We start from the raw sequence: 13,806 nt of genomic DNA, 5'->3' as shown, positions 1-13,806 counted from the left end.
TTAAATTTGTCAACGAGATATGGTCTGTCAGGTTAAAATAAGGAAGTGGGCACTGTCCCTCTTTTTTTGTTTGGGCGTTATAGCTTGCGCTAGTGCCCAGGAATTCCGTTTTACTACCAATGTAAGCAGCACCCGTGTTGCGCAGGATGAGCCTTTCCAGATCCAGTTCATGCTGGAAAACGCATCCAATGTAGCCAGCTTTACACCGCCCTCTTTTACAGATTTTGAAGTAATGCAGGGCCCCTCACAGGTACAGGGCCAATCCATTTACAACGGCCGCCGCTCTGAATACATAGCGCTGATCTATGTACTGCAGCCCAAACGCACAGGCAACTTTACCTTAGCCGGCGCTACTGCCCGCGTAAACGGGAATGTAGTACACTCCAATCCTGTTACCATTGAGGTGATCAAAAGTGTTAATCACAATGCAGCGCCGCAGGCCCCCGCACAACAGCCGCCCGGCTTTCAACCCGGCCACCGCGGTCCGGATGAGGATGTGACCGAAGGCATTTTACGTAAGGGCGAGGATGTGGATGCCAAGCTGCGTAAAAATATTTTCCTGAAAGTAGATGTAGATAAAACCAACCTGTACGAAGGTGAGCAGCTAACGGCCACGTATAAACTGTATACCCGCCTGCCCACTAATTCCAGCGTAACGCGCGTACCGGCATTCAAAGGTTTTTCCGCTAAAGATATTGAGCTGCCTAACCCGCCGCAGGCCACTACGGAACGCATAAACGGCCAGCTGTTCAAAGTTTTCACTATCCGCAAAACACTGCTGTTCCCCCTGCAATCCGGTAACCTTGAGCTGGATCCCGTAGAGGTGGATAACCAGGTACGCCTGGTGAAGCTTTCGCACGATAACCGCAAGCGGTCCAGGGACCCCTTTGAAGATTTCTTCAATGATCCCGGTTTTAAAGATCCCTTTAACGATCCGTTCTTTGATGATTTCTTTAACCGGCCCGAAGTGTCTTATGAAGATGTGCCGTACAAGATCCAGAGCGCCCCGGTAAAGATCACTGTAAAACCATTACCGGTAGATACCCGGCCGCCCAGCTATAATGGTGCGGTAGGGCACTTTAACATGAGCGCCACCATTGATAAAACTACGCTTACTACCGATGATGCGCTAACCTTAAAAGTGAATATCTCCGGCCAGGGTAATGTGAACCTGCTGAACCAGCCGAAGGTGGAGATCCCCGGCAGCTTTGAAAAATACGATCCCAAGGTTACCGATAATATTGAAAAGAACAGTAACCCGCTTTCCGGCAGCCGGCAGTTTGAGTTTGCGCTGATGCCGCTGGAAGCAGGCGACCAAACCATTCCGCCGGTTGAGTTCTCGTACTTTGATCCCGTAGCGCATGCCTACAAAACCATTAAGTCGCAGGCATTTAATATTAAAGTAACACCGGGCAAACAGAATAAACGTGATAAGGAAGATTTCAGCGTTGATAAAAATGTGCTGATACCCGTGCACCTGGCGCCGCAGCGCTGGACCAAAGATGCCGGCTTCTTATTGGGCAGCGTGTGGTACTACCTGTTATTGCTGATACCTATCCTGGCGCTGATAGCAGGTATTTTATACCGCCGCCGCCAGCACTACCAGCAAAATAATGCCGCCCTGCTTAAACACCGCTACGCCAACAAAGCAGCGCTGAAACGTTTGGAGCTGGCTGCCCGTTACCTGAAAGAAGGGAAGGACCGCGCTTTTTACGAAGAAACTTCCCGCGCCGTATGGGGTTACCTGAGCCATAAGCTGGAAATTCCCTTTGCCGATCTGAATAAGCAGCTGGTACAAAACAAGCTGGCCGGCCGCCGCATCAACGGGGATAATACCCTGCAGCTTTTTGATCTGCTGGATAACTGTGAAATGGCGCTGTATGCACCGGCACAAAGCAACGATAAAATGCAGGGCACTTACCAGCAGGCCGTAAAAGTCATCAGCCAGCTGGAAGAGCAATTGAAAACGAAGCAACAAGTAGTATGAAACCGGTACGCTATATAATCCTTTTATTGCTGCTGGGTTATAATACCCTGCAGGCACAGGGGCTTACGCCGCAGCAGCGGTTTGAAAAAGCCAATACCCTGTACCAGCAAAACAAGTACACAGAGGCGGCCGGCATATACCAGCAGCTGATCAACGAAGGTTATCCGCTGGAAGATCTGTACTTCAACGCAGGCAATGCCTACTACAAAAGCAACCGCACCGGTCAGGCTATTTACAACTACGAAAAAGCATTACAGCTTAACCCGTATAATGAATCCGTTACCCATAACCTGGACCTGGCTAACCAGCGCGTACAGGGCTTTACCGATGAACTGCCTTTACTGTTCTTCCAGAAATGGTGGCAGCAGTGGGAGCACCTGCATACGCCCAATGGCTGGGCAGTTGGCAGCCTGGTGTTATTCTGGCTGCTGATCGGCGGGGTGCTGGCTTATTTGCTGGCAGCGCGTTTTAATAACCGTATAGTTCGTATGGGTGTTAGCGTTATAGGCGTAGTGTTTGTTGCGTACCTGTTCATGTCCATTTACACCTACAGCAGCCTGCATAGCCACCACACCGGCATTGTTATGAACAGCGGCATTAAGGCCAAAGCAGCGCCGGACCAGAACGGGAAAGACCTGTTTGAGCTGAATGAAGGTATGAAAGTGCAGGTGTTGGATGCTACTGCGGATTATTGCAAAGTGCAGCTGGCAGATGGTAAAACCGGGTGGATAGCCTGCGATGAGGTGAAACGTTTATAGCTTCTCGATCCGCGCCATAAACTCCTGCTTGCGCTGCCGCGATACCGGTATGCTGGCGCCATCGCTCATAATGATCTCTCCCCCATCTCCCTTAATATATTTATCCATAAAGGAAAGGTTAATGAGGTAGCTGTGATGCACACGGAAAAATCCTTTGTCCTTCAGCACCGCTTCCACTTCTTTTAACGTACGGCATATCAGCGGCGGGTTTTGGCCATCCTGCAGCAGCAGCCGGGTATAGGCGCCCTCCGCCGTACAGTACATTACATCTTTGGGCAGCACCATGCGTAAGCCTTCCAGTGTAGGCAGGGCCAGGCGCTCATTAGCCTGCAGGTGCTCATGCAGGAACTGTAACAGGTGCTGCAGCTTGGTGCCGGTAAGCAGCAGCTGCCGGGCGGCCGCTTTTTCCACGGCCCTTAACAGCTCATCCTTATCAATAGGTTTTAAAAGATAATCCAGCGCGCTGTGGCGAATGGCGCGTATGGCGTATTGATCATATGCAGTAGTAAAGATCACGGAAAAAGGTGTGGCAGGGCAGGCTTCCAGCAGCTCAAAACCATTCATACCAGGCATTTCCACATCCAGGAACAACAGCTCCGGAGGCTGCCTTTCAATGGCTTCCAGCGCAGTGGGTCCGTCAACGCAAACAGCATCAATGGTAATATCCGGGCAGTGCCGGCTAAGGAGCAGCATTAATACGTCACGACAGTGTTTTTCGTCATCCACAATAATGGCATGCATTGGTGACAGTTGGCAATAGTGATGGATACTTAGTTGGCCTAGTCTTCAGTTACGGATTTGTCCCACCGAAAAATTACGAAAATAAAATGTAAACCACGTTTTTAACTGCAGCCGGGGTTATGCTCACCCGGCCTGCTGGTGGCGGCTGGTGATATGCTGAAGGTTAATGGTAATACGGCTAACACTGGTTTGGGAAGGTTCATCATAAATATCCTGCTCCGTTACCTGGGCATGTATATGGTACTTTTCACTCATTATCTGCAGGCGCTCTGCTGCAATGGCTACGTTGCGGCTCAGCTGCGTGGCGGCATAGGAGGCGGGCTGCAGCTCCCCGCGCACACCATTATCCTCTACCTGTATAAATAGCTGGTCCTGCTGGCGGCCAATAAATACTTCCAGGCGGCCGCCGCTTTTTTGCGGGCGCTGTAATATGCGGTGCCAGATGGCCTGCTGCACATAAGGCTGTATGATCATTGGGGGCACCAGGGTAAACTGGTGGCTTACCTCCGGTGAAAGATGTAGCTTGTACACGAACTGCGGTTCAAAACGCAGCTGCTCCAGCTGAATGTACAGCTCCAGCGCCTCCACATCCTCCTCCAGGCTAATCCATTCTTTGTTGAAATTAGCTATCATAAGGCGCATCAGCTTTGAAAAGCGTGTGAGGTACAGGGAGGCCATATCCGTGCTGGTGCTGAGGATGTAATGATGAATAGCGTTTAAGCTGTTGAAGATGAAATGGGGGTCCATCTGCGCCTGAAAGGCGTGCAGCTCAAGATTCACCATAGATTGCCGCTGGTTTATTTCTTTGGTGGAGTTCCGCCTGATACTTCTTTCACGGCGGTAAAATAAGTAGCAGATAAGCGCTATGCTTAATAAGAAGAATAACCAATAGTTCCAATCGCCCGCTGAAAACATATGCCCGTATTGCAGTAACACTAATAAGGTTTACAAAAGGATCAATAGCAAAGTGTAGCTGATACACCTATTAAATATCTACTAAATCGCACTGAATGTAAAGTGCCAATTACTACAAGGCAGTATTTATATCGCAATCGGAGGGAAAACTATTATAAGTGGTCAGGGGTAAATTACTGTTCCGTAAACTTGTAGCCAACCCCTCTTACAGAGTGGAAGTATTTGGAGTTACGGCTGTCTTCCTCAAAGTATTTGCGGAAGTTCAGTATAAAGTTATCAATGGTGCGGGTGGTGGGGTACACATTATAGCCCCATACTACCTGCAGTATCTTTTCGCGGGTTACTACCTCTCCCTTGTTCTCTATCAGCAGCTTCAGAAGCATGGTTTCCTTTTTACTCAGCTCATAGCTCTTACCATCCTTCCCGATGCACTCCTGCGCGGCAAAGTCAATGGTGTTATTGCCAAAGCGGTAAACATTGGGCACGCTATCCTTATCCTGTATACGCTTGTTCTTTACGATCAGCTTCTCCACCCTTAACAGCAGCTCTTCCAGGTTAAAGGGTTTGGTCATATAATCATCCCCCCCCTTTTTAAGGCCCAGCACGCGGTCGGCGCTGCTGTTACGCGCGCTCAGGAACAGGATGGGTACATCATTATTTTGTATGCGGATGTTCTCACACACGGCTATGCCATCCATTTCCGGCAGCATAATATCCAGTATAATGAGGTCAAAATATTCGTTCTTCACCGCCTTTAACGCAGTGGTGCCATTATCTGCTGCTGTTACCTCATAACCTTCCAGCTCCAGGTTCAGCTTCAGCGCTTCCTGGAGGTTCTCCTCATCTTCTACCAAGAGTATAGATGCTTTCGTTGCTTCTTTCATATCCTTCTAAGTTACATCTTCGGCTTTACAGATTACCGGAATTGAAAACCGTGGTGCAAATTTACGCCGTTTGCACGGAATATAACGGCCAGCTGATCTCAAAGCAGGCGCCTGAGGGAGTATTATCCTTTACCTGTATGGTAGCCCCATGCTGTTCCATGATCTTTTGGGTAAGGAACAGGCCCAGGCCGGAGCCCTTTGCCTTACGGGTATTTTCGTTGCCAATACGGTAAAACTTCAGGAACACCCGCTTACGCTCATCCAGCGGTATGCCCGGCCCCTGGTCGGCTACCTGCCACTTTAATACATGCCCGTTCTCGTGTAAACGTACCTTGATGACGGTTTGCCTGGGCGCATATTTTACCGCATTTTCCACTAAGTTGCTCAGTACCATCTGCAGCATGAACTTATCACCCTCCACCCATATACGGGGCTGTATATCAGCTACAATGGTGTGGGTAGTAATGCGCGCCTGCAGCTCTTTGATATTACTATCCAGCAGGGCCGAAAAATCCAGCGGCTCGCGGAACAGCTTATAACGGTCGGCTTCCAGCTGGGAGGCTAACAGTATGTTGTTGCACAGCTGGTCCAGGCGGTCGGTCTCTTTAATGGTATTCTCTACCAGCTTTAGCCGCTTCTCCTCATCCAGCTTGTGTTTGCGAATGGTTTCCAGGTTCAGCTTTGCTGCGGCTATGGGCGATTTCAGCTCATGTGTTACCGCCATCATAAAATTCTGCTGCTGCCGGGTAAGCTTCATATGCTTCCATATGGAGCGGTATACAAAAAAGGCCCCTACCAGTATAATACCCAGGAAGGTGCCGCCTTCTCCAAAGAATTTAAAGGTGCGCATGCGCTCATCCTTTTCTATACGCTCCAGCTCCATCTGGTATTCCACGGGATGCGCCACGTTATCGATACGCAGCTCAAGGTTGCGCCGCTCAAAACCGGTGATCTGCCGGCCCTGCAGGTACAGCAGCACGCCCCACCATACCAGTGCCAGTATGGTATAAGCCAATACAAAAAGGTAAATGAAGGAGGTTACCTTCTGATCCTGTAGTTTATGTAAGAAACGTCTCATGGCCGTGCGCCGGCTTTCTCTATCCGCAGTCCCACATTCATCACATAAGGCAGCGGATTTTGCCGCATATTTTGTTCAAATGTAAAACGATAGGTGCCGGGCTTGTTCAGGATGGCCTGCTGCTGGATAGGAATGCGGTGCTCATAAATATCATCCAGCCCGCTGCCTAACCATTTGCCGGAAGCATCTGCCAGCGGCAGCTCCACCCTGCGGGGTTGCAGGCTGCTGTCGCCCGGAAGCTGGGTATTTACCAGCACCCATATATTGCTGTAGGGGTAAGCATCCTGGTGGCGGATGTTTACATAAATGTTATACAGGTAGGCGGTGTCTTCCGGCTTAATGGTTACTTCAAATACAGGTTTGTATTGATAGCTCCACTGGTGCCCTGGTATCTCCTCGTTCTTTTCATAGGCATCCATTTTAACCGGCAGGCAGGATGCCAGTCCCAGGCAGCCCATGACAATGGCTGCCCCCATTTGTTTCATAAGTTGACTATAGTACATTTAATACTTGTTCTTTGGCCTTTTCCAGTTCGTCTTTCATTAATACCACCCATTGCTGTATGCCGGCATCGTTGGCTTTGGAGCCGGTGGTGTTTATTTCACGTCCTACTTCCTGCAGCACAAAACCCAGCTTTTTACCCTTGGCCATATCTGCTTCGCGCAGTATTTCCTTAAAGTAACGGCAGTGGTTTTCCAGGCGCACCAGCTCTTCGGAGATGTCCAGCTTCTCTAAATAAAAGATCAGCTCCTGCTCCAAACGGTTGGCATCCACATTCTCCTTACCTACATAGTCGGCCAGCAGCTGTTCCAAACGCTGGCGTATACGGTCTTTACGCAGGGGGTCCAGCTCCCGTACCTTTACACAATAGCTTTCTATATTCTCTATCCGCAGCAGCAGGTCGGCTTCCAGTACGGCGCCTTCATCCTGGCGGTGGGTATCCAGCTCTTCCAGTGCGGATCTTAATACCTTCTGAATGGCCAGCCATTCCTCTTCCACAATCTGTTCAGTAGCCGGGGTTATTACCTCGGGTAGCTTCATCAGCACATTCAGCATATCATCCTGCGGCAGGTTCAGCTCTGTTGCCAGGGTGGTAATGGATTGATAATAGAACTTAGCCAGCTCCGTATTTACCATAACCGGCCGGGTAGCGCCGTTCTGACGTATGTTGATGGTAGCATCCAGCGTGCCGCGCTGCAAGGTTTGCTGCAGCTGGTTGCGGATGTCAAACTCGTACGGCCTTAATAAGGGGGATAATTTCAGATTCACCTCAAACTGTTTACCGTTCAAAGATTTTATCTCTACGGTTATAATAGTCTCTCCGCGCGTGCTTTCTGCCCTTCCAAACCCGGTCATTGATTTCAGCATATGGAATGTTTGTTGGTAACAAACCTAGCTAAATTAGTGGAAAGCGCAAAGAAGGGCGGTTAGACATTAGGTTTTAGCTGTTAGCTTTTAGCTATTAGCTGCTAACCATTGGCATTTAGCCGTTAGCTAATGCCTCCTGTCAACAGCTAAAAGCTAATGGCTAAAAGCTAATAGCTTACTTAAAAAGTGCCTTGTAAACGGCTTCCCGCTCCAGCTGCAGCATATCTCCGGGCTGCAGGCCGTTAAGGGTAAGGCCGGCTATCCGGTAACGGATAAGCCTCAACGTGGGGTAACCAACAGCCGCCGTCATTTTACGCACCTGCCGGTTCTTACCTTCTTTCAACATTAGCTGGATCCAGGGAGCGGGTATTTCTTTACGGAAGCGTATAGGCGGGTTGCGCTCCGGTACCGGCGGCGGTGTTTCAAACAAAGCCGCTTTGCAGCGTTGGGTGTTATAAGCTTTACCATCAATGTTAATGGTTACGCCCTGCTGCAGCTGCATTATTGCAGCAGCTGTAATAGCGCCGTCTACCTGCACCCAATACTCTCTTTCATGTGCAAAGCGAGGATTTAATAAACGGTGGTTCAACGTTTTATCGTTGGTTAATATCAATAGTCCTTCACTATCATAATCCAGCCGCCCAACAGGATACACATCTTTAGGCACGGCAAAATAATCGGCCAGGCAGGCTTTGTTTGCTTCCCTGCTGAACTGTGTAAGCACCTGGTAAGGCTTATAAATAACGTAATAGTACAACAACAGCTTATAATGGTCTTTGGTGAACGCCCTGCAAATTAGTAATTTTGCATCATCGCATATGGGCACACCTCTTAAACAGATCACCTGTCAACATTGTCAAGCCCGCTTTGGTTCTATCTTTTGCAAAGCGGAGGGAGAAAATATCACGGCTATTGATGAAGCCCGTGTATGTTCATTGTACAAAAAAGGACAGGTCATTTTCCAGGAAGGCGCTCACTCCTTTGGTATCTACTGCATCAACTCCGGAAAAATAAAGCTCACCCATAGCGGCGACGATGGCCGTGAACAGATCATACGCCTGGTAAAAGAAGGGGATATTATGGGTTATAAAGCCTTATTAAGCGGCGAACGGTATACCGCTACGGCAGTAGCGCTGGATGATGCACAGGTATGCTTTATTCCCAAAGACCTGTTCCTGAACGTACTGCAAAAAGATCCGGGCCTTTCTTTTGAAATGATGCGCATCCTCTCCAGCGAACTGCGCAAAGCTGAATTAAAGATCACCCACCTGGCCCAGAAACCGGTAAGGGAACGCTTAGCTGAAACCCTGTTATTCATTCATGAAACCTATGGCGTTGAAAGCGACGGACAAACCCTGAACGTTCGCCTTTCAAGAGAAGAAATTGCCAACCTGGTAGGTACCGCTACAGAATCTGCCATCCGTTTACTCTCCGAATTTAAGAAAGACGGCCTCATAGAACTGGAAGGCAAAAAAATACGCCTGCTGCAAATGAACCACCTTATAAAAGCCGCTAACCTACAGGATTAATCAGGGTTTACGCTTACACTACGTATACACTTCAACGTTATAATTTCTTTTCCTTTTCACTACTTTTTAAGCCGGGTTTGTTGCCTTTTTATGCGTTAAAGGATGTTTTATGGATCATAACCGCGCTTTTAATGCGCTTACACAAAAAATTTTTGGGTAAAGCAGGGCTTTAAAGGTCAAAAAAGCAAAAAACAGCCCTTTGCTTGTTGTGCATGATACCCGCATGAAAAGGATAAAAAGCAATGCAAGGGGATGATGCTTTGGAGGATGATAAAAATGGGTGTAAGCTGAAACACTTGGTAGTAGCGGGTTTTAAAGGCAATAAAAAAAGTCTGACCGTGCGAACAATCAGACTTTCTTGTTATGTGAATGGGTTAGTAAGTACAGGGAAACAAAATTCCCTACACAATATTAAAAAGAATTTTATGACAAAAGAAAAATTTTACAAAAAATTTTATTCACACCACTAAAAAAAGTGTGGATAACAACAGTCTGCTGAACGACGATGGAAGTAAAAAATCAGCACTATGCAGTAAGCGATAAGATACTTCTTACTTCCTTTTTTCACCTAACTTTGCTCACCTAAAATCACTCACTAATTCAATATGCTATGAAGTTTGAAGCACCTGTTGCCGTTACAGAGATAGCCGCTATGATAGGCGCAGCGCTGGAAGGCAACCATCAGCTGATGGCCGCCGGTATCAACGAGATCCATAAAGTACGGGAAGGAGATATATCATTCGTGGACTTTGAGAAGTACTATGATAAAGCCCTTAATTCTGCAGCCACCATTATCATCATCAACAAAAAAGTAGCCTGCCCGGCAGGTAAGGCGTTGTTGGTTACCGACGATCCGTTCAGCGCCTATGTATCCCTTGTAAAACATTTCCGCCCCTTTGAACCCTCCTCCAAACCCATCAGCGATAGCGCTGTAATAGGTGAAGACACCATCATTCAACCTAACGTATTCATTGGTAATCATGTGCGTATAGGCAGCAATTGCCTCATACATCCCAACGTTACTATTTATGACCATACTGTTATTGGCGATAACGTGATCATTCATGCAGGTACCGTTATTGGCGCCGATGCGTTTTACTTTAAAAGAAGGAAGGACCGCGCCGTGATGTATGATAAAATGGAAAGCTGCGGCCGGGTTATAATTGAAAGTGATGTGGAAATAGGCGCCGGCTGCACCATCGACAAAGGCGTAAGCGGCGATACCATCATAGGCCAGGGCACCAAGCTGGATAACATGATACACATTGGCCACGGTACCGTTATAGGCCGCAACTGCCTGTTTGCCGCACAGGTAGGCATTGGTGGTAAAGCGCATATAGAAGATAACGTGATCCTCTGGGGGCAGGTAGGCGTATCTAAAGACCTGGTGATAGGTAAAGACGCCGTTGTGCTGGCACAATCAGGCGTACCCAGCTCGCTGGAAGGTGGCAAAACATACTTTGGCTCTCCGGCAGAAGAAGCCCGTACTAAAATGAAAGAGCTTACCTGGATCAAACGTATCCCTGAACTGTGGGAAAAAGTAATGAATAAATAGTTATTAGCTTTTAGCTTTTAGCAGCTAATAGCCAATAGCTAACAGCTAACAGCCAACCACTAATACCATGCATATATCCCTTTTACAAAGCTTTGTTGCTGCTGTTCTATGCTTTGCCGGCCCTGTTAATACAACAGCACCCGCTGCCGCACAGGATCTTTATACTGATGACCAGGAATGGAAGGTAGAGATCCGCGACGGCTGGTTCTCTGCCAAAACATTCCATTACGGCGCTTATACCACCACCGCCCGTAAGAACAGCGTGGCCAGCGCCACCAACATTACTTTTAAGAACGTTGATAACCCTTTCAACTTCCTGGTAAAAGATAGCAGCGAGCAAATACTGGTACAGGCGTTAAACACGCCGCGTGTTAGTTTCTCCGGCCGTACTTTACCTGACTGGCTGGAAAAAACACCTCCCACCAATCCGCTTTTTTACATTCTTATTAACGGTACCCAAAGTAACCCGCTGGTACGCTGGGAGCTGCTGTTAAAAAACCCGCATTACCTGGAGCTGAATGACAATAAACCCATTGGCATACTGCGCTCACCGGATACTGAGATCCGTGTTACTGCGCATAACCGTTTTGGTATTGTAAACTCTTATGAGAAGGTGTGTTATGAGTTCCATATAAAGGGCAATGCAGTAGCGGCTGTAATGCCGGGAGAGCAGCCCCGGGTATGGGTAAGCAGGCGTGTGAAGGCCGATACGGAAAAGGTGCTGGCTGCCGCAATAGGCGCCTTGTTATTTAGATAGCTTACCCGCAGCTGCATCCTGTAAAAAGTCTTTACAAACGCGGGCAATGGTTTGTTTTAACGGGGTGAACCGGAATCCCGGTAATGCCTGTAAGATCTTATCCGTGTTGTAGTATATTTTCATCTGGGCGGTACGGGCCGTTTCTTTTGTAACCAGGGGTTTGTTGCCCGAAAACATACCCTTCACTTTTTCCATACGCCAAACCACTTCTGCCAGCCAGGATTGTACATTGATATGCGGCGGTTTTTTACCCAGCTGCGCAGCCATTTCAGCAAAAAGATCATAATAGCTCCAGTTCTCTGATGAAAGCAGGTAACGCTCCCCGCTGATATCACTCTCCATCAGCGCGCACATTACCTTCACCACATCTTCCACATCCACATAGCCGTTAATGCCTTTGGTATAAAAGGGGAATTCTTTCCAGGCGTTCTTGAACAGCGCACCGGAACCATCGTGCCAGTAGCTGCTGCCCAGTATAATAGACGGGTTTACAATAGCTGCCGGCAGCCCTTCTGCCACGCCGCGCCATACTTCCATTTCGCTCCGGTATTTACTAACCGCGTACTGGGAGTTGTTACGGCTTTCTATCCACTCGCTTTCCTCATTTACCGGCGCGCCTTCTTTCATACGGCCCAGGGCAGCTACAGAGCTTACATGCACCAGCTTTTGCACACCGGCATCCAGGGCCAGGTTCACTACATTGGCGGTACCTTCAACATTTATCTGTAGCATGCTGCGGTGTGCAGCGGGCTGAAAAGATACTACGGCGGCGCAATGGTATACCTGTGTAATACCCTGCATGGCTTCTTCCAGGCTTATAACATCCAGCACATCGCCCTGGAACCAGGTTATCTGTGATCGTATATCCTGTAATGTTTCGGGTATCTGCTGGCGGTATAAAGCGCGTACGGGCTTGCCGGCCTTTACCAGTGCCCGTAATAGATTACTGCCTAAAAAACCTGTTCCGCCGGTAACTAAGATCATGAGCGCAAAAGTAACAATTACGAATTATTCAATTACGAATTACGAATTAAATGCAGCGATTTAGGGTATTTTGTTTATCAGTTACAGTTACCAAATTATAACCCTCCGTCTTATTGAAATATATACTCCACGAAGTACCCAATTCGTAATTCGTAATTGAATAATTCGTAATTCACATTGCTCATTCGTAATTATAAAAGCCCTTTCCGCTCTTACGCCCCAGCTCTCCCTTCGCTACCCTGCTGGCCTGCAGCTCATTGGGGGCAAAACGCGGCGCCTGATCAAAAGCGTTGTATAAGGATTGTGTTACGGCCAGGTTCACATCATTCCCGATCAGGTCCATCAGTGCAAAAGGCCCCATACGGAAACCGCTGCTTTCCAGCAAACGGTCAATGGTGGCAAAGTCTGCCAGCTCCTGCTCCGCAGCTTTCATGGCTTCCAGGTAATAATGCCGGGCTACCCGGTTCACAATAAACCCCGGGGCATCTTTTACATGCACGGGTGTTTTGCCCATGCTTTTGGCCAGCTCATACACCAGCGCCGCAGCTTCGGGGTGGGTGCTTTCTGCAGTTACCACCTCTACCAGCTTCATAAGCGGGGCCGGGTTAAAGAAGTGCATACCTGCTACCCGCGATGGATCCATAACGCCGGCAGCTATACGGGAAACGGATAATGAGGAGGTATTACTGGCAAAAATGGCCTCGCTGTGATTAAGTTCCGCCAGCTGGTTAAACAGCGCTGTTTTAGCCTCTAATTGCTCTGCAATGGCTTCTATGATCACTTCTGCCACGCAATCCTGCAGCCGGGAGCTAAACTGCAGGCGTTGCAGCGTAGCGGCTTTATCCGCCGTAGTGAGCTTGCCTTTGGCTACTGCAGTATCCAGGTGTTGGCTTATCTGCGATTTTGCTTTGTCCAGCATGGCAGGCTGTATATCAAACAAAAGCGTATTGTACCCGCTGGCAGCCGCTACCTGTGCAATGCCGGCGCCCATGGTACCTGCGCCGCACACCGCAATGGTTTTAATTTCCTGTAAAGTGATCATTGGGGAAGAGGTGAGAGGTTAAAAAAGAAAAGGTGAAAGCATGCTTTCACCTTTATCTTTTACTATTTATAGCTATACCGCGCCCGTGAACTGTTCCAGGAAGCGGGTATCATTTTCGGAGAACAATCGAAGGTCTTTGATCTGGTACTTCAGCATGGTAATACGTTCTATACCCATTCCAAAAGCAAAGCCGGTATATTTTTCAGGA

At 48.4% G+C, this 13,806-nt stretch carries 14 protein-coding genes and 1 pseudogene; 5 read left to right on the top strand and 10 right to left on the bottom strand.

Annotated features, from left to right (window positions below):
• Positions 1-19 precede the first annotated feature (19 nt).
• Both VIM87_RS25360 and VIM87_RS25355 read left to right on the top strand, forming a co-directional pair.
• The gene (locus tag VIM87_RS25360) at positions 20-1,987 is read left to right on the top strand and encodes a BatD family protein (protein WP_331999694.1); all 1,968 of its coding nucleotides are present in this window, start codon (positions 20-22) and stop codon (positions 1,985-1,987) included.
• A complete protein-coding gene (locus tag VIM87_RS25355; protein ID WP_331999693.1) occupies positions 1,984-2,745 on the top strand; it encodes an SH3 domain-containing protein in 762 nt (253 codons plus the stop codon). Before VIM87_RS25360 ends, VIM87_RS25355 begins: the two co-directional genes overlap by 4 nt.
• On the opposite strand, the gene VIM87_RS25350 is transcribed toward VIM87_RS25355, so the two are convergent.
• From VIM87_RS25350 to VIM87_RS25320, 7 genes are all read right to left on the bottom strand, one after another.
• Positions 2,740-3,486: a LytTR family DNA-binding domain-containing protein gene (locus VIM87_RS25350; RefSeq protein ID WP_331999692.1), complete on the bottom strand. Its 747-nt coding sequence runs from the start codon at positions 3,484-3,486 to the stop codon at positions 2,740-2,742. The two genes, VIM87_RS25355 and VIM87_RS25350, sit on opposite strands and share 6 nt — an antisense overlap.
• A 123-nt stretch (positions 3,487-3,609) precedes the next feature.
• Complete coding sequence (locus tag VIM87_RS25345) at positions 3,610-4,269, bottom strand: sensor histidine kinase (protein ID WP_331999691.1); 660 nt, start codon at positions 4,267-4,269, stop codon at positions 3,610-3,612.
• A gap of 305 nt (positions 4,270-4,574) precedes the next feature.
• The gene (locus tag VIM87_RS25340) at positions 4,575-5,285 is read right to left on the bottom strand and encodes a response regulator transcription factor (RefSeq protein ID WP_089906885.1); all 711 of its coding nucleotides are present in this window, start codon (positions 5,283-5,285) and stop codon (positions 4,575-4,577) included.
• A gap of 61 nt (positions 5,286-5,346) precedes the next feature.
• Positions 5,347-6,363: a sensor histidine kinase gene (locus tag VIM87_RS25335; protein ID WP_331999690.1), complete on the bottom strand. Its 1,017-nt coding sequence runs from the start codon at positions 6,361-6,363 to the stop codon at positions 5,347-5,349.
• Positions 6,360-6,848, bottom strand: a complete 489-nt coding sequence (locus tag VIM87_RS25330; protein ID WP_331999689.1) for a gliding motility lipoprotein GldH — start codon at positions 6,846-6,848, stop codon at positions 6,360-6,362. Before VIM87_RS25330 ends, VIM87_RS25335 begins: the two co-directional genes overlap by 4 nt.
• Before the next feature lie 7 nt (positions 6,849-6,855).
• The gene (locus VIM87_RS25325) at positions 6,856-7,731 is read right to left on the bottom strand and encodes a YicC/YloC family endoribonuclease (RefSeq protein ID WP_331999688.1); all 876 of its coding nucleotides are present in this window, start codon (positions 7,729-7,731) and stop codon (positions 6,856-6,858) included.
• A 175-nt stretch (positions 7,732-7,906) separates the two neighbouring features.
• Entirely contained in the window at positions 7,907-8,575 is a 669-nt protein-coding gene (locus tag VIM87_RS25320; protein WP_331999687.1) for a pseudouridine synthase, read from the bottom strand.
• Here VIM87_RS25320 and VIM87_RS25315 point away from each other — a divergent pair.
• The 3 genes from VIM87_RS25315 to VIM87_RS25305 all read left to right on the top strand — a co-directional run bounded on the left by VIM87_RS25315 (position 8,550) and on the right by VIM87_RS25305 (position 11,572).
• Positions 8,550-9,260, top strand: a complete 711-nt coding sequence (locus tag VIM87_RS25315; protein WP_331999686.1) for a Crp/Fnr family transcriptional regulator — start codon at positions 8,550-8,552, stop codon at positions 9,258-9,260. The two genes, VIM87_RS25320 and VIM87_RS25315, sit on opposite strands and share 26 nt — an antisense overlap.
• Positions 9,261-9,870: 610 nt before the next feature.
• On the top strand, positions 9,871-10,815 hold the full coding sequence (locus VIM87_RS25310; RefSeq protein ID WP_331999685.1) for a UDP-3-O-(3-hydroxymyristoyl)glucosamine N-acyltransferase: 945 nt from the start codon (positions 9,871-9,873) through the stop codon (positions 10,813-10,815).
• Between the two features lie 67 nt (positions 10,816-10,882).
• On the top strand, positions 10,883-11,572 hold the full coding sequence (locus tag VIM87_RS25305; protein WP_331999684.1) for a hypothetical protein: 690 nt from the start codon (positions 10,883-10,885) through the stop codon (positions 11,570-11,572).
• Here the strand turns inward: VIM87_RS25305 and VIM87_RS25300 are convergent.
• The 3 genes and pseudogenes from VIM87_RS25300 to VIM87_RS25290 all read right to left on the bottom strand — a co-directional run.
• On the bottom strand, positions 11,561-12,556 hold the full coding sequence (locus VIM87_RS25300) for an NAD-dependent epimerase/dehydratase family protein (RefSeq protein WP_331999683.1): 996 nt from the start codon (positions 12,554-12,556) through the stop codon (positions 11,561-11,563). The genes VIM87_RS25305 and VIM87_RS25300 overlap by 12 nt on opposite strands.
• A gap of 181 nt (positions 12,557-12,737) precedes the next feature.
• The gene (locus VIM87_RS25295; protein WP_331999682.1) at positions 12,738-13,598 is read right to left on the bottom strand and encodes a 3-hydroxyacyl-CoA dehydrogenase NAD-binding domain-containing protein; all 861 of its coding nucleotides are present in this window, start codon (positions 13,596-13,598) and stop codon (positions 12,738-12,740) included.
• A 72-nt stretch (positions 13,599-13,670) separates the two neighbouring features.
• A pseudogene (locus VIM87_RS25290) lies at positions 13,671-13,806 on the bottom strand (phenylalanine--tRNA ligase subunit alpha); the annotation flags it as partial.

It is taken from the genome of Chitinophaga sp., assembly GCF_036569125.1.
Lineage (GTDB): Bacteria > Bacteroidota > Bacteroidia > Chitinophagales > Chitinophagaceae > Chitinophaga.
Note: the sequence above shows the minus strand (reverse complement) of the source record. Positions and strands in the feature narration are given on the sequence as shown.